The organism is Variovorax sp. (assembly GCF_035634955.1).
Classification (GTDB): Bacteria; Pseudomonadota; Gammaproteobacteria; order Burkholderiales; family Burkholderiaceae_C; genus Variovorax.
This window is the reverse complement of the sequence record NZ_DASQBZ010000033.1, coordinates 49,409-68,199: the sequence shown is the minus strand read 5'-3', so window position 1 is coordinate 68,199 and position 18,791 is coordinate 49,409. Positions and strand designations below refer to the sequence as shown.

Annotated in this window: 21 protein-coding genes and 1 tRNA gene; 17 read left to right on the top strand and 5 right to left on the bottom strand. The window is 68.1% G+C overall.

The features are described from left to right. The first annotated feature begins 4 nt into the window (after positions 1 to 4). From VES41_RS22985 to fabG, 4 genes are all read left to right on the top strand, one after another. Complete coding sequence (locus VES41_RS22985) at positions 5 to 880, top strand: polysaccharide deacetylase family protein (protein ID WP_324821908.1); 876 nt, start codon at positions 5 to 7, stop codon at positions 878 to 880. Next, positions 877 to 1,644 (top strand): class I SAM-dependent methyltransferase, encoded by a 768-nt coding sequence (locus VES41_RS22980; RefSeq protein ID WP_324821906.1) that lies wholly within the window; start codon positions 877 to 879, stop codon positions 1,642 to 1,644. The genes VES41_RS22985 and VES41_RS22980 overlap by 4 nt, the downstream gene beginning before the upstream one ends. 70 nt (positions 1,645 to 1,714) lie before the next feature. Next, entirely contained in the window at positions 1,715 to 2,119 is a 405-nt protein-coding gene (locus VES41_RS22975; protein WP_414719234.1) for a hydroxymyristoyl-ACP dehydratase, read from the top strand. Next, positions 2,116 to 2,847: a 3-oxoacyl-ACP reductase FabG gene (gene fabG / locus VES41_RS22970; RefSeq protein ID WP_324821902.1), complete on the top strand. Its 732-nt coding sequence runs from the start codon at positions 2,116 to 2,118 to the stop codon at positions 2,845 to 2,847. Before VES41_RS22975 ends, fabG begins: the two co-directional genes overlap by 4 nt. A 22-nt stretch (positions 2,848 to 2,869) precedes the next feature. Here the strand turns inward: fabG and VES41_RS22965 are convergent, their stop codons facing one another. The 4 genes from VES41_RS22965 to VES41_RS22950 are packed head-to-tail and all read right to left on the bottom strand — an operon-like array spanning position 2,870 to position 6,206. Further along, complete coding sequence (locus VES41_RS22965; RefSeq protein ID WP_324821900.1) at positions 2,870 to 3,643, bottom strand: glycosyltransferase family 2 protein; 774 nt, start codon at positions 3,641 to 3,643, stop codon at positions 2,870 to 2,872. After that, positions 3,610 to 4,383, bottom strand: coding sequence for a lysophospholipid acyltransferase family protein (locus tag VES41_RS22960; RefSeq protein ID WP_324821898.1), 774 nt, complete (start codon positions 4,381 to 4,383; stop codon positions 3,610 to 3,612). The genes VES41_RS22965 and VES41_RS22960 overlap by 34 nt, the downstream gene beginning before the upstream one ends. A 24-nt stretch (positions 4,384 to 4,407) precedes the next feature. Beyond that, a complete protein-coding gene (locus tag VES41_RS22955) occupies positions 4,408 to 5,439 on the bottom strand; it encodes a Rid family hydrolase (RefSeq protein WP_324821896.1) in 1,032 nt (343 codons plus the stop codon). Beyond that, positions 5,436 to 6,206: a class I SAM-dependent methyltransferase gene (locus VES41_RS22950; RefSeq protein WP_324821894.1), complete on the bottom strand. Its 771-nt coding sequence runs from the start codon at positions 6,204 to 6,206 to the stop codon at positions 5,436 to 5,438. Before VES41_RS22950 ends, VES41_RS22955 begins: the two co-directional genes overlap by 4 nt. A gap of 119 nt (positions 6,207 to 6,325) precedes the next feature. On the opposite strand from VES41_RS22950, the gene VES41_RS22945 reads away from it, so the two are divergent. Genes VES41_RS22945 through rng form a run of 8 tightly spaced genes read left to right on the top strand, consistent with a single transcriptional unit; the run spans position 6,326 to position 13,202 of the window. Beyond that, positions 6,326 to 7,051 carry a YebC/PmpR family DNA-binding transcriptional regulator gene (locus VES41_RS22945; protein WP_324821891.1) on the top strand — a complete coding sequence of 242 codons (726 nt, stop codon included), beginning with the start codon at positions 6,326 to 6,328 and terminating at the stop codon, positions 7,049 to 7,051. A gap of 10 nt (positions 7,052 to 7,061) precedes the next feature. Then, positions 7,062 to 8,357, top strand: a complete 1,296-nt coding sequence (gene purD / locus VES41_RS22940) for a phosphoribosylamine--glycine ligase (protein WP_324821889.1) — start codon at positions 7,062 to 7,064, stop codon at positions 8,355 to 8,357. Then, positions 8,357 to 9,274 carry an oxygen-dependent coproporphyrinogen oxidase gene (hemF, locus tag VES41_RS22935; protein WP_324822541.1) on the top strand — a complete coding sequence of 306 codons (918 nt, stop codon included), beginning with the start codon at positions 8,357 to 8,359 and terminating at the stop codon, positions 9,272 to 9,274. Before purD ends, hemF begins: the two co-directional genes overlap by 1 nt. Continuing rightward, positions 9,265 to 9,903, top strand: a complete 639-nt coding sequence (gene nadD, locus VES41_RS22930; RefSeq protein ID WP_324821887.1) for a nicotinate (nicotinamide) nucleotide adenylyltransferase — start codon at positions 9,265 to 9,267, stop codon at positions 9,901 to 9,903. Before hemF ends, nadD begins: the two co-directional genes overlap by 10 nt. Continuing rightward, the gene (gene rsfS / locus VES41_RS22925; protein WP_324821885.1) at positions 9,903 to 10,610 is read left to right on the top strand and encodes a ribosome silencing factor; all 708 of its coding nucleotides are present in this window, start codon (positions 9,903 to 9,905) and stop codon (positions 10,608 to 10,610) included. Before nadD ends, rsfS begins: the two co-directional genes overlap by 1 nt. After that, the gene (gene rlmH / locus VES41_RS22920) at positions 10,607 to 11,074 is read left to right on the top strand and encodes a 23S rRNA (pseudouridine(1915)-N(3))-methyltransferase RlmH (protein WP_324821883.1); all 468 of its coding nucleotides are present in this window, start codon (positions 10,607 to 10,609) and stop codon (positions 11,072 to 11,074) included. Before rsfS ends, rlmH begins: the two co-directional genes overlap by 4 nt. After that, complete coding sequence (locus VES41_RS22915) at positions 11,071 to 11,673, top strand: Maf family protein (RefSeq protein WP_324821881.1); 603 nt, start codon at positions 11,071 to 11,073, stop codon at positions 11,671 to 11,673. The genes rlmH and VES41_RS22915 overlap by 4 nt, the downstream gene beginning before the upstream one ends. Positions 11,674 to 11,675: 2 nt before the next feature. Next, positions 11,676 to 13,202 (top strand): ribonuclease G, encoded by a 1,527-nt coding sequence (gene rng / locus VES41_RS22910; protein WP_324821880.1) that lies wholly within the window; start codon positions 11,676 to 11,678, stop codon positions 13,200 to 13,202. A 33-nt stretch (positions 13,203 to 13,235) separates the two neighbouring features. Here rng and msbA read toward each other — a convergent pair whose 3' ends face one another. Beyond that, positions 13,236 to 15,026, bottom strand: coding sequence for a lipid A export permease/ATP-binding protein MsbA (gene msbA / locus VES41_RS22905; protein ID WP_324821879.1), 1,791 nt, complete (start codon positions 15,024 to 15,026; stop codon positions 13,236 to 13,238). 137 nt (positions 15,027 to 15,163) lie between these two features. Here msbA and tolB point away from each other — a divergent pair, with 137 nt between their 5' ends. The 5 genes from tolB (at position 15,164) to VES41_RS22880 (ending at position 18,685) form a co-directional block, all read left to right on the top strand. Further along, positions 15,164 to 16,480: a Tol-Pal system beta propeller repeat protein TolB gene (gene tolB / locus VES41_RS22900; protein WP_324821877.1), complete on the top strand. Its 1,317-nt coding sequence runs from the start codon at positions 15,164 to 15,166 to the stop codon at positions 16,478 to 16,480. A gap of 21 nt (positions 16,481 to 16,501) precedes the next feature. Further along, complete coding sequence (gene pal, locus VES41_RS22895) at positions 16,502 to 17,008, top strand: peptidoglycan-associated lipoprotein Pal (RefSeq protein WP_324821875.1); 507 nt, start codon at positions 16,502 to 16,504, stop codon at positions 17,006 to 17,008. Beyond that, on the top strand, positions 17,005 to 17,736 hold the full coding sequence (ybgF, locus tag VES41_RS22890; protein WP_324821873.1) for a tol-pal system protein YbgF: 732 nt from the start codon (positions 17,005 to 17,007) through the stop codon (positions 17,734 to 17,736). The genes pal and ybgF overlap by 4 nt, the downstream gene beginning before the upstream one ends. A gap of 8 nt (positions 17,737 to 17,744) precedes the next feature. Beyond that, the gene (locus VES41_RS22885) at positions 17,745 to 18,566 is read left to right on the top strand and encodes a tRNA threonylcarbamoyladenosine dehydratase (RefSeq protein ID WP_324821871.1); all 822 of its coding nucleotides are present in this window, start codon (positions 17,745 to 17,747) and stop codon (positions 18,564 to 18,566) included. 43 nt (positions 18,567 to 18,609) lie between these two features. Continuing rightward, positions 18,610 to 18,685, top strand: a tRNA-Lys gene (locus tag VES41_RS22880). Positions 18,686 to 18,791: the final 106 nt, after the last annotated feature.

Genomic DNA, 18,791 nt, shown 5'->3' with positions numbered 1-18,791 from the left:
CGCCATGATGTCGCCAACTCCCTTCGGGCTTGACGCGCTCAAGCCACTGTCGCCCTTCGTGCGCGCCAGCATCGCCTGGCACGCGCTCGCGCTGGCGGCCGCGCTCGCGTGGCCCGGCGCGCTGCCTTGGGCGGTGGCGGCGCTGGTGCTGAACCATCTGGTGCTGACCGCGGCAACATTGACGCCGCGCACCGCGCTGCTCGGCGGCAACATCACCCGCCTGCCGGCGAGCGCGGCGGACGCGGGCGAGGTGGCGCTCACCATCGACGACGGCCCGGATCCCGAGGTGACGCCGCAGGTGCTCGACCTGCTCGACGCCGCCGGCCAGCGCGCCACGTTCTTCTGCATTGCGGAGCGGGTTGCGCTGTATCCCGAGCTCGCACGGCAGATCGTGGCGCGCGGCCACGACGTGCAGAACCACACCGCCCGGCATTCGCACACATTCTCGCTGCTCGGACCCGCCGGGTACGCGAGGGAGATCGGACGAGCGCAGGACATCCTGCAGCAGGTGACCGGCGTGCGCCCGACCTGCTTTCGGGCGCCCGCCGGATTCCGCAACCTTTTCCTGGCGCCGGTGCTGCAACGCCTGGACCTGCAACTCGTCAGCTGGACCCGCCGCGGCTTCGACACGCGCGATGCCGATCCGGCCCGCGTGCAGCAGCGCCTGCTGCGCGGCCTTCGCGCCGGCGACATCCTCCTGCTGCACGACGGCAACGCGGCGCGTACGGCGCGCGGCGGGGCAGTGCTGCTGGACGTTCTCCCGCCGCTGCTCGAACAGTTGCGCCGACAGGGACTGCACTCGGTCACACTGACACGCGGGCTGAGCCGACGAGCGGCGCACGCGAAAAGTACAGGACGGGAGAGCGACGACACGCCATGACTCGATTGCCAAGCACCGACAACCACTGGAACAGCCTGCTTGTGAATGCCGCGCAGCCGTACCGGCAGGCGGGGCGCTTCGCCTGGCATTTCGCGCGTGGAAAGCTCGGGCGCGACCCGGTGTTCCGCTGGGTGGTCGAACAAGGGCTGATCATGCCGGGCCATCGCCGCGTGCTCGACATCGGGTGCGGCCAGGGCCTGCTGGCCAGCCTGCTGGCCGCCATGAACGAAATGCATTCCGACGCCCAATGGCCGACCGGCTGGTCATTGCCGCCGGCGCCTGCCCGCTATACGGGCATCGAGCTGATGCCGCGTGACGTGGCCCGTGCGGAGCGGTCGATCGGCCACCTGCAACCGCCGCCGGCGTTCGTCTGCGCCGACATGTGCAGCGCGGCGTTGCCGGCGAGCGACCTCGTGGTGATCCTTGACGTGCTGCACTACGTCGACCTGTCGGCGCAGGAGAAGGTGCTGGAACGCGTGCGCGAGGCGCTCGCCGCCGGCGCGGGCGATCGACGCGACGGCGTGCCGCCGCGCCTGCTGCTGCGCGTGGGCGACGCCGCCAGCGCGGTGGGCTATCGCATCAGCCAATGGGTGGACCACGCCGTGACGCGCGCGCGCGGCCATCAGATGCCGCCGACCTGGGGGCGGCCGCTGGCGGAATGGCAGCGCCAGCTCGAACGGCTGGGCTTCGAGGTGAGCAGCGTGCCCATGAGCCGCGGCACGCCTTTCGCCAACGTGCTGCTGGTGGCCGATCTGCCGACATGAAGGAATCCGAGTGAGCCTCTTGCAACTTGACCGCGACGGCATTGCCGCGCGCATCCCGCATAGCGGCACCATGTGCCTGCTCGAGCGGCTCGACGCCTGGGACGCGCAGCACATCGCATGCAGCACGGCCACCCACCGGCTGCCCGACAATCCGTTGCGCACCGCCGATGGCCTGATGGCGCCATGCGCCATCGAATATGCCGCGCAGGCCATGGCGCTGCACGGCGGCCTGCTGGCCAAGGAAGGCCAGGAGGCCAGCGCGGGCTACCTGGCCAGCGTGCGCAACGTTCAGTTCGGCCAGGCGAGACTGGACACGGTCGATGGCGACCTCCAGGTCCAGGCCCACCGGCTGTCCGGCGACGAACGGCAGGTGCTCTACGAATTTCGCGTCGGCGACGCCGGCGGGCGGATGCTGGCCCAGGGACGGGCCGTCGTCGTACTCAATACCCCACTTTCAACGGAAGACCTCGCATGAACTGGAGCGGCAAGCGCGCATTGATCACCGGTGCCAGTGGCGCCCTGGGCGAGGCCATCGCCCGCCGCCTCGCGGCCGGCGGCGCCACGGTGCTGCTGCACGCCAATTCGAGGCCCGAAGCCGTGCATGCCCTGGCCGAGCAGATCACCCGGGACGGAGGCAAGGCGCAATGCCATGTGTTCGACCTGCGCAGCGACGATGCCTGCGCGCAAGCCTGCCAGGCCATCCTGGCCGAGGGGCCGGTACAGATCCTGGTCAACAACGCCGGCGTGCACGACGACGCCGTGCTGCCGGGCATGCAGGCCGGGCAATGGCACAAGGTGGTCGATGTCTCGCTCAACGGCTTCTTCCGCGTCACCCAGCCGCTGCTGCTGCCGATGCTGCGCACGCGCTGGGGCCGCATTCTCAACATCTCGTCGGTGGCGGCGCTCACCGGCAATCGCGGGCAGGTCAACTACGCCGCGGCCAAGGGCGGCCTGAACAGCGCGACCAAGGCGCTCTCGCTCGAAGTGGCCGCGCGCGGGGTGACGGTCAATGCCATAGCCCCGGGCATCATTGCCTCGCCCATGGCAGACGCCGTGTTCGACAAGGCCACCATCGACCAACTGGTTCCTGCCAAGCGCGCCGGCACGCCGGACGAGGTGGCTGCCCTTGCTGCATTCCTGGCCAGCAACGAGGCGTCCTATATCACCGGGCAGGTGATCTCCATCAACGGCGGAATGATCTGAGAGGGCGTCCTGCCGGACGCGCCTATTGGAACGGCGGCAGGCGCAGCACCTTCTTGGCGACCAGCAGCGGCAGGCGCAACACGAATTCCGCCATCAACCGGGTGTGCATCCAGCTGAGCAGGGCGTTGTCGCGGACATAGTTGAAGTGCGAGACACCGCCTTCGTCCGCACTGAGGTACTTCACCGGCGCATCGATGTTGACCGGCTTGACGCCGCGCCAGGCCAGGCGCACCACCGCCTCGGTGTCGAAGTCGAAGCGGCGCATCCATGGCTGGCGTTCCATCACCGCGATCAGGTCCGCCACCGGATAGACCCGGAAGCCGTAGAGCGAGTCGCCGATGCCGGCGCACAGCGTCTCGAGATGCGTCCAGCCGTTGGACACGCGACGCCCCTGCACGCGCAATTGCGGGGCGCTGGCATCGAACACGGGCATGCCGAGCACCATGGCATCGGGCTGCCGGATCGACCGTTCCATGAACGTGCCGATCAGGTCGGCCGGGTGCTGCCCGTCCGAGTCCATGGTCAACGCGTGGGTGAAGCCGGCCGCGCGCGCCGCACGCAGGCCGTGCAGCACCGCGGCGCCCTTGCCCCGGTTGGTCGGCAGGTGCCAGACGCGCAGCCCTGGGTCTTGTTCGGCGAGCGCCTGAAGGCGTTCGCCGGTGCCGTCGGTGCTCCCGTCGATGACGACCCAGACGGGATCCCATTGGGCGCGCGCGGCGGCCACGGTGTCGAACAGCCGCTCTCCGGTGTTGTAGCTGGGAATCAGGACGAGGTGGGTGCGCGAGGCTTGGGGCATGCAGGGGGGGCGTCCGGAGCGCCTTCCACGATGTTTTCCCGATAGTACCGTTCCAGCTCCGCCAGCAACGCGTCGTCGTCGGCAGCGGGGCTGAAGCGCCGGCCGAGCCGCAGCCTGAAGGTGACCGGCAGCGGCGGCACGCGCCAAAGCGGCCATCCCTTGCGCAGGTAGGGCGTGTCGGTTTCTATGAAGACGGTCTGGATCGGCACCTGGGCCAGGCGCGCGATCAGCGTGACGCTCGGCCGAAAGGTGTCCAGCGGCGGCGTCTCGGTGCGGGTGGCTTCCGGAAAGATCACGAGTTGCCCCCCGCCGCGCAGGTCGTCCCGGGCTGCCCGTACCATCTGCCAGGCCGATTCGTTGCTGATGTAGCGGGCCAGTCGCGCGCCGGCACCCAGGAAGACGTTGTGCAGCAGGCCTGCCTTCATGATGCAGGCGCTGCGCGGCAGGCGCGCCACCAGCAGCAGGGCGTCGAACATCGTGGGATGGTTCGCCACGATGATCAGGCCACGCTCGTCGCGCAATGCGTCGAGGCAGCCATCGTCGATGCGCATCGTGTGCAGTGCCTGCGCCACCGTCCAGAAAAGGCGGTAGCCATAGGAAATGCCGGCGCGCCCGAGCGTGCGCGCCTGGTGTTCCGGCAGCAGTTGCAATGGCAGCGCCAACAGGTTCCAGGCCAGCGAGCACAGGCCGATGAACAGCAATGTCGCATACAGCCTCAGGCCCCCGAGGAGTTTCAGCATCCGGGTTCCTTGACGGCTGGTGAGTCAGGCCTTCAGCGCGCCCGGCGCCACGGCGTGTGCTTCGATCTCGACCAGCAGATCAGCCCTGCAGACGTCGGCCTGGAGGAACACGGCGCGGCGCAGGGTGGCACTATCGGGCCCGAGGGTGTGCGCCAGGACCTGGCGCACGACGTCCAGGTGAGCCGCGTCGCGGATGTACACGACCACGTCCAGCGCGCCCAGGTCGAAGCGAGCGCTGCAGCGCTGGCGTGCGGCATCGATCACCGCCGCGAGGTTGCGCAGCGTCTCGCGCGTCTGCTCGGCCACGTCGCCCGGGTGCACCGTGGCATGGCCGACGATGCTGGCGGTGCCGGAGATGAACAGTGCCAGGGCGCCGTTGCCGATGTCGGCCAGCGCCGCCCGGGAGAACAGGGGCGGGCGCGGGCCGTAGTCGCTGGGATAGCGGTAGGCGGACACCTGCCGCGGGTTCTCGACGGCGAGTGGCGCCCGCTGGCCGGCCAGGAAGTGGATGGCCAGGCCGCCGCGCTGGACGCCGAGCGCGCAGGCGGCCGGCGCGCCTTCGAGCACGCCCAGCCCGGTCTCGAGGAACGCCTGCTGCCGGCCCACGTTGAACTGTCGATAGCGCTCCAGGCCACCGCCATCCTCGTTGATCCGCGGCAGATAGTTCCAGATACGCTGCAGATGCGGACAGCCTGCACGTCGCATGGCTTCGAAAAGCTGGCTGTAGCCCTCGCGGGCGAGCATTTCGAGCCCGCCCGGCATCGATGTTTCGTCGAACTCGACCACGCCGAGCATCCAATGGCCGTCGGTGCGCCAGCGCGCGGCGCCGTGGCTGCCGGCGTGTGTGCTCCGGCCGGTCGACCAGACATCGGCGCTTGGCTGTGCGTCGCCGAGGATGGCGCCCTTGACGCTGGTCAGCCAGTCCGGGCCGCCGTGGCTGCCGTAGGCCAGCGCACCGAGCGGTGATCGGCCCGTTCCGAGGCTGTCGCCGAGTCTCGACAGGGGCAGGCGGCGAACTTCGAGGGAAGACGGAGCGGATTCGGCAGAGAGGCTCACTGGGCTTTGCTTGCGGTGTATTCGGAGAAGATGCCGAGCTCCAGGTGCTGACGCACGTCCTGGAAGCCGGCTTCGCGCAGCGCCGTGAGCACCGCGTCGGGCGGGATGCAGGCCTCGATGGTGTCCCAGTAATAGCGCCACAACTCGGCCGACCCATGGGCCCGCCCGGCCAGGCGGGCCACCACCGGCACCACGCCGCGCATGTAGCCCTTGAGGACCGACATGCCGAGGGCGGTGCGCGGCCGGGTGATCTCGAGGATGACCAGGCGGCCGCCTGGCCGCAGGACACGGTGGAATTCGGCGAAGGCGGCCGACACATCGCCGATGTGGCGCAGCGCATAACCCATGCTGAGGAAGTCGCAGCTGGCGTCCGGCCGCGGGAGCGACTCGGCCATGCCTTGCACCAGTTCGACGCCCGGCAGGTGCACCTGGCCCATCATGCCCGGGCTGGGGTCCACGCCGACCAACTTGCCCGACGGCCCGATCAGACCCAGCGCCTCGGTTGCCACCATGCCGGTGCCGATGCCGACGTCGAGCACCTGCATGCCCGCCGCCAACCCCGCGCGCTGGAGCGCCTTGCGCCGGTACCAGCGGCCCGAACCGAGGGCCAGCACGTGCTCGATGCGTTCGTAGTCGGGGGCCGTCTCGTCGAAGATGCGCGTCAGGAACGCGCGATGTTCTGTCTCGTTCTTGTAATAGTCCGGCAGCGTCGCATGGGGTGCGAGCGGCGGGGCCATGCGGTTTGCGTCGGGGGACTGGTTCTGCATCGCATGATTATGCGCAAAGCCTCCTGTGAAATTCTGTTGCCACTGCCCACGAGGCGCCTGCGCGGGCCAAGTAAGATCGCCCTTTGCCTTGAAACAAAAGAAAGCTAGAGAGAAAAGCCATGGCCGGACACAGCAAATGGGCCAACATCCAGCATCGGAAAGGGCGCCAGGACGAGAAGCGCGGCAAGGTCTGGACGCGCGTCATCCGCGAGATCATGGTCGCGGCGCGCCAGGGCGGCGGCGACCTGAACGCCAACCCGCGCCTGCGCCTGGCCGTTGACAAGGCCAAGGCGGCCAACATGCCGGCCGACACGGTCAAGCGCAACATCGACAAGGCCACCGGCAATCTCGAAGGCGTGACCTACGAGGAAATCCGCTACGAGGGCTACGGCATCGGCGGCGCCGCCATCATCGTCGACACCATGACGGACAACCGGGTGCGCACGGTGGCCGAGGTGCGCCATGCATTCGGCAAGTACGGCGGCAACATGGGCACCGAGGGCTCGGTGGCCTTCCAGTTCAAGCACTGCGGCCAGTTGATCTTCGCGCCGGGCACGGACGAGGACAAGCTCATGGAAGTGGCGCTCGAAGCGGGCGCCGAAGACGTGATCACCGGCGACGACGGCGCCATCGAAGTGCTGACGGCAACCGGCGACTTCGAGTCGGTCAAGAACGCACTCGAAGCCGCCGGGCTCGTCCCCGAGGTGGCCGAGGTGACAATGCGAGCCGAGAACACCATCGACATGCAGGGCGAGGACGCCCAGAAGATGCAGAAGCTGCTCGACGCCCTGGAAGACCTGGACGACGTCCAGGAGGTCTACCACAACGCTTCACTGGACGAATGAAAGCCTGCGCATGAAGGTATTGGTCATCGGAGGCGGCGGCCGCGAGCACGCACTGGCCTGGCGCCTGGCACAAGGCAATCGGGTCAGCCGCGTCTACGTGGCGCCGGGCAACGGCGGGACCGAGGGCGATCCGCGCTTCACGCAGGTGAGCATCACCGATCCGGCCAAGCTGTGCGCCTGGGCGAAGAAGGAAAAGATCGCGTTGACCGTGGTCGGCCCGGAAGGGCCGCTGGCGGCCGGCGTGGTCGACGAGTTCCGCGCCAACGGACTGCGCATCTTCGGCCCGACCAAGGCGGCAGCCCAGCTCGAGAGCTCGAAGGCCTTCTCCAAGGACTTCATGAAGCGCCACAAGATCCCGACGGCGAAGTACGAAACCTTCACCGACGCGGCGGCGGCGCATGCGTACGTGGACGCGCAAGGCGCCCCGATCGTGGTCAAGGCCGACGGCCTCGCGGCCGGCAAGGGCGTGGTGGTGGCCCAGACTGCGCAGGAAGCACACGAGGCCATCGACTTCATGCTGGTCGACAACAAGTTCGGCGTGTCGCACAACCAGGGCGGCGCCCGGGTGGTGATCGAGGAATTCCTCGCCGGCGAAGAGGCCAGCTTCATCGTCATGTGCGACGGCAAGAACGTCCTGCCGCTGGCCACCAGCCAGGACCACAAGCGCCTGCTCGACGGCGACGCCGGCCCCAACACGGGTGGCATGGGCGCGTATTCGCCTGCGCCTGTGGTCACCGCGGAGGTGCATGCGCGGGTGATGCGCGAGATCATCCTGCCCACCGTGCGCGGCATGGAAAAGGACGGCATTCCGTACACCGGCTTTCTGTACGCGGGCCTGATGATCGACGCGTCCGGACACCCGAAGACGCTGGAATTCAACTGCCGCATGGGCGACCCGGAAACGCAGCCGATCATGATGCGCTTCAAGTCCGACCTGTTCGAGGTCCTGTCGCACGCCACCGACGGCACGCTCGACCAGGTCGAACTGCAATGGGACCGCCACATCGCGCTCGGCGTGGTGATGGCCGCGGCCGGCTATCCGCTCGACCCGCGCAAGGGCGACCGCATCACCGGCATTCCGCCTGAAGCACCCGACGCGGTGGTCTTCCACGCCGGAACCTCGATGGACAGCGGCGAGCTGCGCACCAGCGGCGGCCGCGTGCTGTGCGTCACCGTGCTGGCCGACAGCGTCAAGCTGGCCCAGCAGCGCGCCTACGAGGTGGCCTCCAAGGTCGGCTTCGACGGCGCGCAGTACCGCAAGGACATCGGACACCGGGCCGTGCACCCGCGCGGCGCCAGCACGTGATGTCGGGCGCGTCGCCGGACGCAGCAGGCGAATACCTGCGCGGCCTGCAGCAGCGGATCATGACGGCGGTGGAGGAGGCCGATGGCAAGTCCTGCACCCGGGACGGCTGGACCAAGGAACCGCACGAACCCCTCCAGGGCAGCGGCCTGACCTGCATCCTCGAAGGCGGCGCGCTTTTCGAGCGGGCCGGGTGCGGCTTCTCGCAGGTCAGCGGGCCGAAGCTGCCGCCGTCGGCGACCCAGCATCGTCCCGAACTGGCCGGTGCGCCTTTCGAGGCCATGGGCGTGTCGCTGGTGTTCCATCCCCGCAACCCCTACGTACCGACCGTGCACATGAACGTGCGCATGCTGGCGGCTTTGCCCGAAGGCGGCGAGCCGGTGTGCTGGTTCGGCGGCGGCATGGACCTCACGCCGTACTACGGCTTCGAGGAAGACGCGCGTCATTTCCATGGCGTCTGCCGCGACGCGCTGGTGCCGTTCGGCGACGACAAGTACCCGCGCTTCAAGACCTGGTGCGACGACTACTTCCATCTGCGCCATCGCAACGAGCAGCGCGGCGTCGGCGGCATCTTCTTCGACGACTTCTCCGAGCTGGGCTTCGAGCGCAGCTTCGACATGCTGCGCTCCGTGGGAGACGCATTCCTGCCGGCCTACCTGCCGATCGTGCAGCGCAGGCGCGACACGCCCTACGGCGAGCGCGAACGGGAATTCCAGCTCTACCGGCGCGGCCGGTACGTGGAATTCAACCTGGTGTGGGACCGTGGCACGCACTTCGGCCTGCAGTCCGGAGGACGCACCGAGTCGATCCTCCTGTCGATGCCGCCGCTGGCCAGCTGGGCGTACCGCCAGGCGCCGGCGCCCGGTTCGCCCGAGGCGCGCCTGTACACCGATTTTCTGGTGCGCCGCGAATGGCTCTGAGTCCAGGCCGGTCCGCCGGGACTGCGCGCATCGGCATCTTCGGCGGTGCCTTCGATCCGCCTCACAACGCGCATGTCGCCCTCGCGCGCCAGGCGCTGGCCCAACTGGCACTGGACGAGTTGCGCGTGATGCCCACCGGCCAGGCCTGGCACAAGGCGCATGGGCTCAGTCCGGCGCAGGACCGGTTGGCCATGGCACGCCTGGCCTTCGGCGAACTGCCCCGCACGCAGATCGACGACCGCGAGATTCGCCGCGCCGGCCCGACCTATACCCTCGATACCCTGCGCGAACTGCGGGCCGAGCAACCCCAGGCACAATTGCTGCTGTTGCTCGGCGCCGACCAGGCCAGGGCGCTGCCGACCTGGCACGGCTGGCAGGAGATCCTGGCGCTTGCTATTGTTTGTGTAGCGCGGCGTCCAGGCCCCGCTTCGGAATCCCTCGACTTCGACCCCTCCGCGTTGACCGGCCTGCCGGCCGGCGCGCGTTTCGAATCGATCGACTTGCCGCCAACCGACCTCAGCGCAACCGACATTCGCGCTCGCGCGGCGCGCGGCGAAGACCTGGGCGGTCTGGTTCCGCCCGCCGTTGCGCGCTATATTGACTTACACCACCTTTACCCGAACCCCTGATGAGCTCTGAATCCGCCGCCAAGAAAGACACCCAGAAATTGCAGCGGGCCATCGTCGATGGCCTGGAGGACGTCAAGGCGCAGGACATCCAGGTGTTCGACACCGAGCAACTCTCGCCGCTGTTCGAGCGTGTGATCGTTGCCTCCGGCACCTCCAACCGCCAGACCAAGGCCCTGGCCGCGAGCGTGCGCGATGCCGTGCGCGAGGCGGGCTTCGCCAAGCCCAGGACCGAAGGCGAGGAAAACGGCGAATGGATCATCGTCGACTGCGGCGCCGCGGTGGCGCACATCATGCAGCCGGCGATCCGCCAGTACTACCACCTGGAAGACATCTGGGGCGAGAAGCCGGTGCGGCTGAAGCTCGGCGCGCCCAAGCCGGCCAAGAACCCCCGCATGGCCGAGACGGCCGGCGAGTCGGCGGAGTCGGCGCCGCGCGCCCGCAAGCCGGGCGCCTCGGCCAAGGCTGCGCCCGCGAAGACGAGTACCGGCGCGCGCGCGCCGGCCGCGAAGAAAGCACCCGCCGCCAGGAAGGCCCCGGCGACGAAGGCGCCGGGGGCGAAGGCCGCAGGCGCGGCCGCCAGCCGCAAGCGCGCGCCCGCCGCCGCACCGGCCGGTCCGGTGCAGAAGGTGGTCGGCAAGCCGGCAGTCGGCAAGAAGGCGCCGGCCCGCAAGGCACCGGCCCGCAAGGCGGCTGCCAGCGGACGATGAAGCTCCTGGTGGTCGCAGTCGGGCAGCGAGTGCCCGACTGGGCGCAGACCGCCTGGGACGACTACGCCAAGCGCTTCCCACCCGAACTCAAGCTGGAACTGCGCGCCGTCAAGACCGAGCCGCGCGGCTCCAAGACGCTCGAAACCCTCTACGCCGCCGAGCGCGCGCGCATCGAGGCCGCCATCGCCAAGGGCATGCGCCGAGTCGTGCTCGACGAGCGGGGCACGCGCCTGAGCACGCAGGACCTGGCCGGCCGCCTCAAGGCCTGGCAGGGCGAGGGGGGTGACGTGGCCCTGGTCATCGGCGGCCCCGACGGGCTCGACCCGGCAATGCGCGCCGCGGCGCACGAGAGCATCCGCCTGTCCGATCTGACGCTGCCGCACGCAATGGTGCGTGTGCTGCTGGTCGAGCAGCTGTACCGCGCCTGGTCGATCAACGCCGGACATCCCTACCACCGCGAATGAGCTTCATCTACCTGGCTTCGCAAAGCCCTCGCCGATCCCAGCTGCTCGACCAGTTGGGCGTGTCACACCAACTGCTGCTGGCCCAGGCCGACGAGGAAGACGCCGAGGCGCTCGAGGCGCTGCGCCCGGGCGAGGCTCCGGCGGCGTACGTGCAGCGGGTCACCGGGCTCAAGCTGGATGCGGCCGTGGCGCGCCATCGACGGCGTGCACTGCCGGCGGCGCCGATCCTGTGCGCGGACACCACCGTGGCGTTGGGGCGGCAGATTCTCGGCAAGCCCGCGGACGCCGAGGACGCCCGCCGCATGCTGCGGCTGTTGTCCGGCACCACGCACCGTGTGTTGACGGCCGTGGCCCTGCAGCATGGCCGCAAGCGCCACGCCCTGCTCAGCGAGTCGCGCGTGCGCTTCGCCCGATGGAGCGAAGCGCAACTGAAGGCCTACGTGGCCAGCGGCGAGCCGCTGGGCAAGGCGGGCGCCTACGCGGTGCAGGGCCGCGCGGCGGCGATGATCGAGCACATCAGCGGCAGCTATTCAGGCATCATGGGGTTGCCCATGTTCGAGACCGCGCAATTGCTGCGCGGAGCGGGCTTCAAGCTGTGAGCATGCAGGAAATACTGATCAACTGGTCTCCGCAGGAGACGCGCGTCGCGGTCATCGAGCAAGGCGCGGTGCAGGAACTGCACGTCGAGCGCACGCTCGAGCGCGGACTGGTCGGCAACGTCTACCTGGGCAAGGTCTCGCGGGTGCTGCCCGGCATGCAGTCGGCCTTCATCGACATCGGCCTGGAGCGCACCGCGTTCCTGCACGTGGCCGACATCATTGCGCCGTTTGCGCCGGGTTCGCGCTCTGCCAACGCTGCCAACACCGAACGCGATCATCGCAACAGCGCCGCAGTGCCCATCGAGCGGCTGGTGCACGAGGGGCAGTCGCTACTCGTGCAGGTGGTCAAGGACCCGATCGGCACCAAGGGCGCGCGGCTGTCCACCCAGATCAGCATTGCCGGGCGACTGCTCGTGTTTCTGCCGCAGGACAACCACATCGGCATTTCGCAGAAGATCCCGCCGGATCTGCGCGAGGCACTGCGCATGCGCATGCTGGCGCTGAGCGAGGCCGCGGCGGCGGCCGAGAACAATGGCGTGGTGCCCGAGAACACCGGCGGCTTCATCCTGCGCACCAATGGCGAGGACGCCACCGACGCCGAGCTGGCCGAGGACATCGCCTACCTGCGCAAGACCTGGTCGCGCATCCGCGAACTGTCGGTGCGGGTGGCGCCCATGTCGCTGCTGCACCAAGATCTCAGCCTCCTGCAACGGGTGCTGCGCGACCTGACCAGCGAGGACACGCAGAGCATCCGCATCGACTCGCGCGAGCAGCACGACGAGTTGCTGCGGTTCGGCCGCGAGTTCATGCCGCAGGCTGCCGGCAAGCTGCAGCTCTACAAGGGCGAGCGCCCGATCTTCGACCTGTACTCGGTGGACGACGAGATCGCGCGCGCGCTGGGCCGCCGGGTCGACCTCAAGTCGGGCGGCTACCTGGTGGTCGACCAGACCGAGGCGCTGACCACGATCGACGTGAACACCGGTGGCTACGTCGGCGCGCGCAACTTCGACGACACGGTGTTCAAGACCAACCTGGAAGCCGCGCTGGCCATCGCGCGGCAGCTGCGGCTGCGCAACCTGGGCGGCATCGTCATCGTGGACTTCATCGACATGACGCGAGACGATCATCGCGACCAGGTGCTGGCGGAGTTTCGCAAGCAACTGGCACGCGACCGGGTCAAGACCACCGCAGGAGGCTTCTCGCAGCTCGGCCTGGTCGAGATGACGCGCAAGCGCACGCGCGAATCATTGGCCCACATGCTGTGCGAGCCCTGCCAGGCCTGCAATGGCCAGGGCATCGTCAAGACCGCGCGCAGCGTGGCCTACGACGTGCTGCGCGAGATCCTGCGCGAGGCGCGGCAGTTCACGCCACGCGAGTTTCGCATCGTGTCGTCGCCACAGGTGATCGAGCTGTTCCTGGACGAGGAAAGCCAGCACCTGGCGGGCCTGTCCGATTTCATCGGCAAGCCGATCTCGCTGCAAGCCGAGCCGGCAATGGGGCAGGGGCAGTACGACATCGTGCTGCTCTGAGGGCACCGGCCGCGCCGCAGGGCGCGGCAACGGTCAGATCGTCACTTCCTTCTCGGGGTCGGCCGTGCGGACGGCCAGCGTCTGCAGGCGCGCATAGAGGCCGTCGTAGGCCATCAGTTGCGCGTGGGTGCCTTGCTCGGCGATGCGGCCATGGTCCATCACAACGATCCGGTCCGCGTGCTGGATGGTCGACAGGCGGTGAGCCACGATCAGGGTCGTGCGGCCTTGCATGAGTCGCTGCAGCGCGTCCTGCACCAGGCGCTCGGATTCGGTATCGAGGGCCGAGGTGGCCTCGTCAAGCAGCAGGATGGGGGCGTCCTTGTACAGGGCCCGCGCAATGGCCAGGCGCTGGCGCTGCCCGCCGGACAGTTGCGTGGCGTTGTGCCCAAGGATCGTGTCGAGGCCCTGCGGCAGGCCCTCGACGTGCGTGGCCAGGTTGGCCGCCTCGACGCACGACTGGACCCGCGCCCGGTCGATCTCGCCGCCCAGCGCCACGTTGGCGGCCAGCGTGTCGTTGAGCATCACGACGTCCTGGCTGACCATGGCGAACTGGGCGCGGAGCTGGCGCAGGTCCCATTGGTCGATGGGGTGATCGTCCAGCAGCACCTGTCCGCCGAGCGGCAGCACGAAGCGCGGCAGCAGGTTGACCAGCGTGGTCTTGCCCGACCCTGAAGGGCCGACGAGTGCGACGATCTCGCCGGGCGAGATGGTCAGGTCGACCCTGTCGAGCGCGCGCGCCTCGTCTTCGCCGCGATAGGCCACCACGACGTTCTTGAGCTCGATGCGGCCGGCCGCGCGCGGCACCGAGAAGCTGCCGTGGGCCTCGCTCGGCACGGTGTCCACCATGCCCAGCCCGCGCTCGAGCGCGGCCAGGCCGCGGGTGATCGGGTTGGCCATGTCCGACAGGCGGCGGATGGGGGCGATCAGCATGGCCATGGCGGCGATGTACGCGACGAAGCCGCCGACGGTCAGGCCCTGGTCGCCGCTTTGCCACAAGGCGATCATCACCACCACCGACAGTGCGACCGAGGCCAGCAGCTGCGTGATGGGCGTCATGGCGGCCGAGGCGATGGTCGACTTGACCGCCAGCCGCGTCAGCAGGTGGCTCAGTTTCTCGAACCGCGCCTTCTGGCTTTCCTCCGCGCCATGCAGGCGCACCATGCGGTGGGCGAGCACGTTTTCCTCGACCACGTACGCCAGTTCGTCGGTGGTCTTCTGCCCCAGCTGGGTCAGGTGATAGAGGCGGCGCGAGAACACCTTCATGACCCATGCCACGCCCGGCACCATCAGGCCGACGACCAGCGTGAGCTTCCAGTTGAGATAGAGCAGATAGGCCAGCAGCGCGATCAGCGTGAAGCCGTCGCGGGACAGGCCGAGCATGGCCTGCACCAGCAACATCGAACCCGTCTGTATCTCGTACACCACAGTGTTGGACAGGGCGCTGGCGGACTGGCGCGAGAACAACGCGAGCTCGGCGTCCATCAATCGGGCGAACATCACGCGGCGCAAGCTGTGCATGCCTTCGTTGGCGATGCGCGCGAGCGCGTACTGCGACACGAACTGCGCCAGGCCTCGGACCGCGAAGAGCGAGATCGCAGCCACCGGCACGATCCACAGATCGATGCCGCCCGTGAAGCCGTGGTCGAGCAACGGCTTGACCAGCGCGGGCATGAGCGGCTCTGTCGATGCGGCCACCAGGGCCGCCAACACGCCAACGACCCACCAGCGCCGTGAGCCCACGAACCAGGTGGCCAGACGAACGAGACGGCGGGGGAGGGAAAGGCGCGCGACCGGGTCGTCGGCGGCGGCGGGAGAAGGCTGCATGTGCGCGGATTCTACGGGCGGGCCTGTAGGAGCGCGCCGCAAGTTATACAGTTTGTGACGAGCGGGTCAAGACGTTGTGTACCATTGGCGCCTGTCGCCGGGGTTGAACTTTTCGCGCTCCGAACCTTCCGAAACGCATGAACAAGCCGTTGTCCCCATCTCGAACGACTCCTTCTGCATTCGCCTTCTCGCGCCGCACGCTGGTGGCGGCTCTTGCCAGTTCTCCCGTCGCTTCCGCCCTGGCCCAGTTCAGGGTCGAGGTGAGCGGCGTGGGGCTGACGCAGTTGCCGATCGCAATTGCGCCCTTTGCAGGAGAAGGATCGTCGCCGCAGAAGATTTCTTCCATCATCCAGGCTGACCTGGAACGCAGCGGACAGTTCCGCGGCGTCGACGCCTCCGGCGATCAACTCGACGAAAATTCGCGTCCCGACCTGAATCTGTGGCGCCAGCGCTCGGCTGATTCGCTCGCCACGGGCAGCGTGCAACGCATGGGCGACGGCCGCTATTCGGTGCGCTTTCGCCTTTGGGACGTCGTCAAGGGCCAGGACCTCGGCGGCCAGAGCTATACCGTTCCGCAGGCCGACCTGCGCCTGGCCGCGCACCGCATTGCGGACTTCATCTACGAGAAGCTCACGGGCGAGCGGGGCATCTTCTCGACCCGCATCGCCTATGTGACCAAGGCCGGCACGCGCTATTCACTGTGGGTTGCCGACGCCGACGGCGAGAACGCCCAAGCCGCCTTGAACAGCCCCGAGCCGATCATCTCGCCGGCCTGGTCGGCCAGCGGGGGGCAACTGGCCTACGTGTCCTTCGAGTCGCGCAAGCCGGTCGTCTATGTTCACACCGTCTCGAGCGGCCAGCGCCGCCTGGTGGCCAACTTCAAGGGCTCCAACAGCGCGCCAGCCTGGTCGCCCGACGGCAGCACGCTGGCGGTCACGCTCAGCCGCGACGGCGGCTCGCAGCTCTACACCATTCCCGCCACCGGCGGAGAGCCCAAGCGCCTGACGCAGAGCGCAGGCATCGACACCGAGCCGGTCTATTCGGCTGACGGGCGCTACATCTACTTCGTGAGTGACCGCGGCGGAGCGCCGCAGATCTACCGCATGAGTGCCAGCGGCGGCAACCCCGAGCGCGTGACGTTCAACGGCAGCTACAACATCTCGCCGGCGATCAGCCCGGACGGACGCTGGCTGGCCTACATCTCGCGTGTCAGCGGCGCCTTCAAGCTGTACGTCATGGATCTGTCCGCCGGCACCGCCACCGCCATCACCGACACCAGCGCGGACGAGAGTCCGAGCTTCGCGCCCAATAGCAAGCTGCTCGTCTACGCCACGCACCTGCAAGGGCGCGAGGCGCTGATGACCACGACGCTCGACGGCAAGATCAAGGCGCGACTGGCGGGGCAGGCGGGAGACATTCGCGAGCCGGACTGGGGTCCGTTCCAAAAGCAATAGGTCCACTCAGAGGAGTTCTCAATGTTGAATCGTACGATTTGTTCCCTGGCCATCCTCGCGTTCGTCGCGGGATGTTCCAGCACCAAGCTCAATGACGCGCCGGTCACCGACGGCGCAGGCGGCGCCGGCGGTTCAGCCAGCGGTGTTGCGCCCGTCACCGTCGATCCGAATGCGCAGAATGCGGCCGGCCCGGTCGGTGTGGCGCGCATCGTTTACTTCGACTACGACAGCTACACCATCAAGCCCGAATACCAGTCGCTCATCGACGGTCATGCGCGGTTCCTGAAGGCCAGCCCGACCCGGTCCATCCAGATCGAGGGCCATACCGACGAGCGCGGCGGCCGCGAATACAACCTGGCGCTCGGCCAGAAGCGTGCCGAAGCAGTGCGCCGCGCCTTGACCCTGCTGGGCGTGAACGACCGGCAGATCGAGGCGGTGAGCTTCGGCAAGGAAAAGCCCGCAGCGCAGGGTACGGGTGAAGACGTGTGGGCCCAGAACCGCCGCGCCGAGATCGTCTACCGTCGATGAAACCACGCCTCGCATGGCGGCAGCTCGTGCTGGCTGTCGCACTCGTGAGCGCCACCGCCGGTGCGCGCGCTGCCTTGTTCGAGGACGACGAGGCTCGCCGCGCCATTCTCGACCTGCGTGAGCGGGTCGAGACCATGCGCCAGCGTTCGAGCGAGGAGACGGAGCAGCTGCGCCGCAGCCTGCTCGACCTGCAGACCCAGATCGAAGCCATGCGCGGCGAAATGCAGCGCATGACTGGCAAGAACGAAGAGCTGACCAAGCAGCTTTCCGACCTGCAATCCAGGCAGGCCGAGGCCGCGAAGGCCAACGGGCCAGCGCAGGTCAACGTCGATGGCCGCGAGTTCACCGCCGACCCGCGCGAGAAGGCTGACTTCGACGCGGCCCTCGGTATCTTCCGGGCCGGACAGTTCGCGCAGGCGCAGACATCGTTTGCCGAGTTCGTCAAACGCTATCCGCAAAGCGGCTACAACCCTTCGGCGCTGTTCTGGCTGGGCAATGCACAGTACGCCACGCGCAACTACACCGAGGCCATCGCCAACTTTCGCTCGATGTTGTCGCTGGCGCCGGACCATGCCAAGGCGCCGGAGGCAGTTCTGTCCATCGCCAACTGCCAGATCGAGTTGAAAGACACCAAGGGTGCTCGGCGCACCCTGGAAGACCTGGCCAAGGCCTACCCGAACTCCGAAGCGGCCCAGGCCGGCAAGGAACGTCTGGCGCGCCTCAAGTAGGCCCCATCATGAATACGGAAACCGCGGATCTCGCGCGGCGCTTTTCCGGCCTCGAACGCCTCTACGGCATGGCCGGCGCGTCGCGCATTCGCGCATCCCACGTCATGGTGATAGGCATCGGCGGCGTCGGTTCATGGGCAGCCGAGGCGCTGGCACGCAGCGGTGTCGGCCGCCTCACGCTGGTCGACCTGGACCACGTGGCCGAGTCCAACATCAACCGCCAGATTCACGCACTGGAAAGCACCGTCGGCCAGGCCAAGGTGCTCGCCATGCGCGAGCGCATCGGCCAGATCAATCCGGAATGCAAGGTGCTGCCGGTCGACGAGTTCGTCGAACCCGACAACTGGCTGCAACTGCTGTCGTCCGCCCGCACCAGCCAGGGCGAGGTCACAGCCGTCATCGATTGCTGTGACCAGGTCAAGGCCAAGCTGGCACTGGCCCAGTGGTCGCGTGACCAGCACCGCGGGGGCGGCAGCGCAGAACAGGCGAGCGCCTTCGTCACCGTGGGCGCCGCCGGCGGCAAGCGGTTGGCCCACAAGGTAGAGATCGACGACTTGTCGCAAGTCACACACGATCCGCTGCTTGCTCAACTGCGCCAGCGCCTGCGCAAGCAGTTCGGTGCGCCGCGCGAAGGCCGGAAGATCGGTGTCGAGTGCGTGTTCAGCCGCGAGGCCGTGGCGCCGCCGGACGCGTCGTGCGAGATCGAGTCGGGCGGCGACGGCAGTCTGAACTGCCATGGCTACGGCTCCGTCGTGGCGGTGACCGCGACCTTCGGCCAATGCGCCGCGGGCTGGGCGCTCGACCGGATAGCGCGTTCTTTCAGGCTATAATTTACGGCTTTGCTGCGCGTTGCGGGGCAAAAACACCTAGTGTGGGACGTTAGCTCAGTTGGTAGAGCAGCGGACTTTTAATCCGTTGGTCGCGTGTTCGAGTCACGCACGTCCTACCAATCGCATTTTCGGCAACATATAAGGCCTGCAATCGGTTTGCGATTGCAGGCCTTTGTTTTGTCTCATAAATGTGAATTAAACGTGCTGATTTGCCGACAGTGAATA

What these genes read in the sequence shown, in the direction of transcription:
- VES41_RS22985 (WP_324821908.1), top strand. Translation starts at nt 5, where the DNA reads ATGATGTCGCCAACTCCCTTCGGGCTTGACGCGCTCAAGCCACTGTCG.
- VES41_RS22980 (WP_324821906.1), top strand. Translation starts at nt 877, where the DNA reads ATGACTCGATTGCCAAGCACCGACAACCACTGGAACAGCCTGCTTGTG.
- VES41_RS22975 (WP_414719234.1), top strand. Translation starts at nt 1,715, where the DNA reads ATGTGCCTGCTCGAGCGGCTCGACGCCTGGGACGCGCAGCACATCGCA.
- fabG (WP_324821902.1), top strand. Translation starts at nt 2,116, where the DNA reads ATGAACTGGAGCGGCAAGCGCGCATTGATCACCGGTGCCAGTGGCGCC.
- VES41_RS22965 (WP_324821900.1), bottom strand. Translation starts at nt 3,643, where the DNA reads ATGCCCCAAGCCTCGCGCACCCACCTCGTCCTGATTCCCAGCTACAAC.
- VES41_RS22960 (WP_324821898.1), bottom strand. Translation starts at nt 4,383, where the DNA reads ATGCTGAAACTCCTCGGGGGCCTGAGGCTGTATGCGACATTGCTGTTC.
- VES41_RS22950 (WP_324821894.1), bottom strand. Translation starts at nt 6,206, where the DNA reads ATGCAGAACCAGTCCCCCGACGCAAACCGCATGGCCCCGCCGCTCGCA.
- VES41_RS22945 (WP_324821891.1), top strand. Translation starts at nt 6,326, where the DNA reads ATGGCCGGACACAGCAAATGGGCCAACATCCAGCATCGGAAAGGGCGC.
- purD (WP_324821889.1), top strand. Translation starts at nt 7,062, where the DNA reads ATGAAGGTATTGGTCATCGGAGGCGGCGGCCGCGAGCACGCACTGGCC.
- hemF (WP_324822541.1), top strand. Translation starts at nt 8,357, where the DNA reads ATGTCGGGCGCGTCGCCGGACGCAGCAGGCGAATACCTGCGCGGCCTG.
- nadD (WP_324821887.1), top strand. Translation starts at nt 9,265, where the DNA reads ATGGCTCTGAGTCCAGGCCGGTCCGCCGGGACTGCGCGCATCGGCATC.
- rsfS (WP_324821885.1), top strand. Translation starts at nt 9,903, where the DNA reads ATGAGCTCTGAATCCGCCGCCAAGAAAGACACCCAGAAATTGCAGCGG.
- rlmH (WP_324821883.1), top strand. Translation starts at nt 10,607, where the DNA reads ATGAAGCTCCTGGTGGTCGCAGTCGGGCAGCGAGTGCCCGACTGGGCG.
- VES41_RS22915 (WP_324821881.1), top strand. Translation starts at nt 11,071, where the DNA reads ATGAGCTTCATCTACCTGGCTTCGCAAAGCCCTCGCCGATCCCAGCTG.
- rng (WP_324821880.1), top strand. Translation starts at nt 11,676, where the DNA reads ATGCAGGAAATACTGATCAACTGGTCTCCGCAGGAGACGCGCGTCGCG.
- msbA (WP_324821879.1), bottom strand. Translation starts at nt 15,026, where the DNA reads ATGCAGCCTTCTCCCGCCGCCGCCGACGACCCGGTCGCGCGCCTTTCC.
- tolB (WP_324821877.1), top strand. Translation starts at nt 15,164, where the DNA reads ATGAACAAGCCGTTGTCCCCATCTCGAACGACTCCTTCTGCATTCGCC.
- pal (WP_324821875.1), top strand. Translation starts at nt 16,502, where the DNA reads ATGTTGAATCGTACGATTTGTTCCCTGGCCATCCTCGCGTTCGTCGCG.
- ybgF (WP_324821873.1), top strand. Translation starts at nt 17,005, where the DNA reads ATGAAACCACGCCTCGCATGGCGGCAGCTCGTGCTGGCTGTCGCACTC.
- VES41_RS22885 (WP_324821871.1), top strand. Translation starts at nt 17,745, where the DNA reads ATGAATACGGAAACCGCGGATCTCGCGCGGCGCTTTTCCGGCCTCGAA.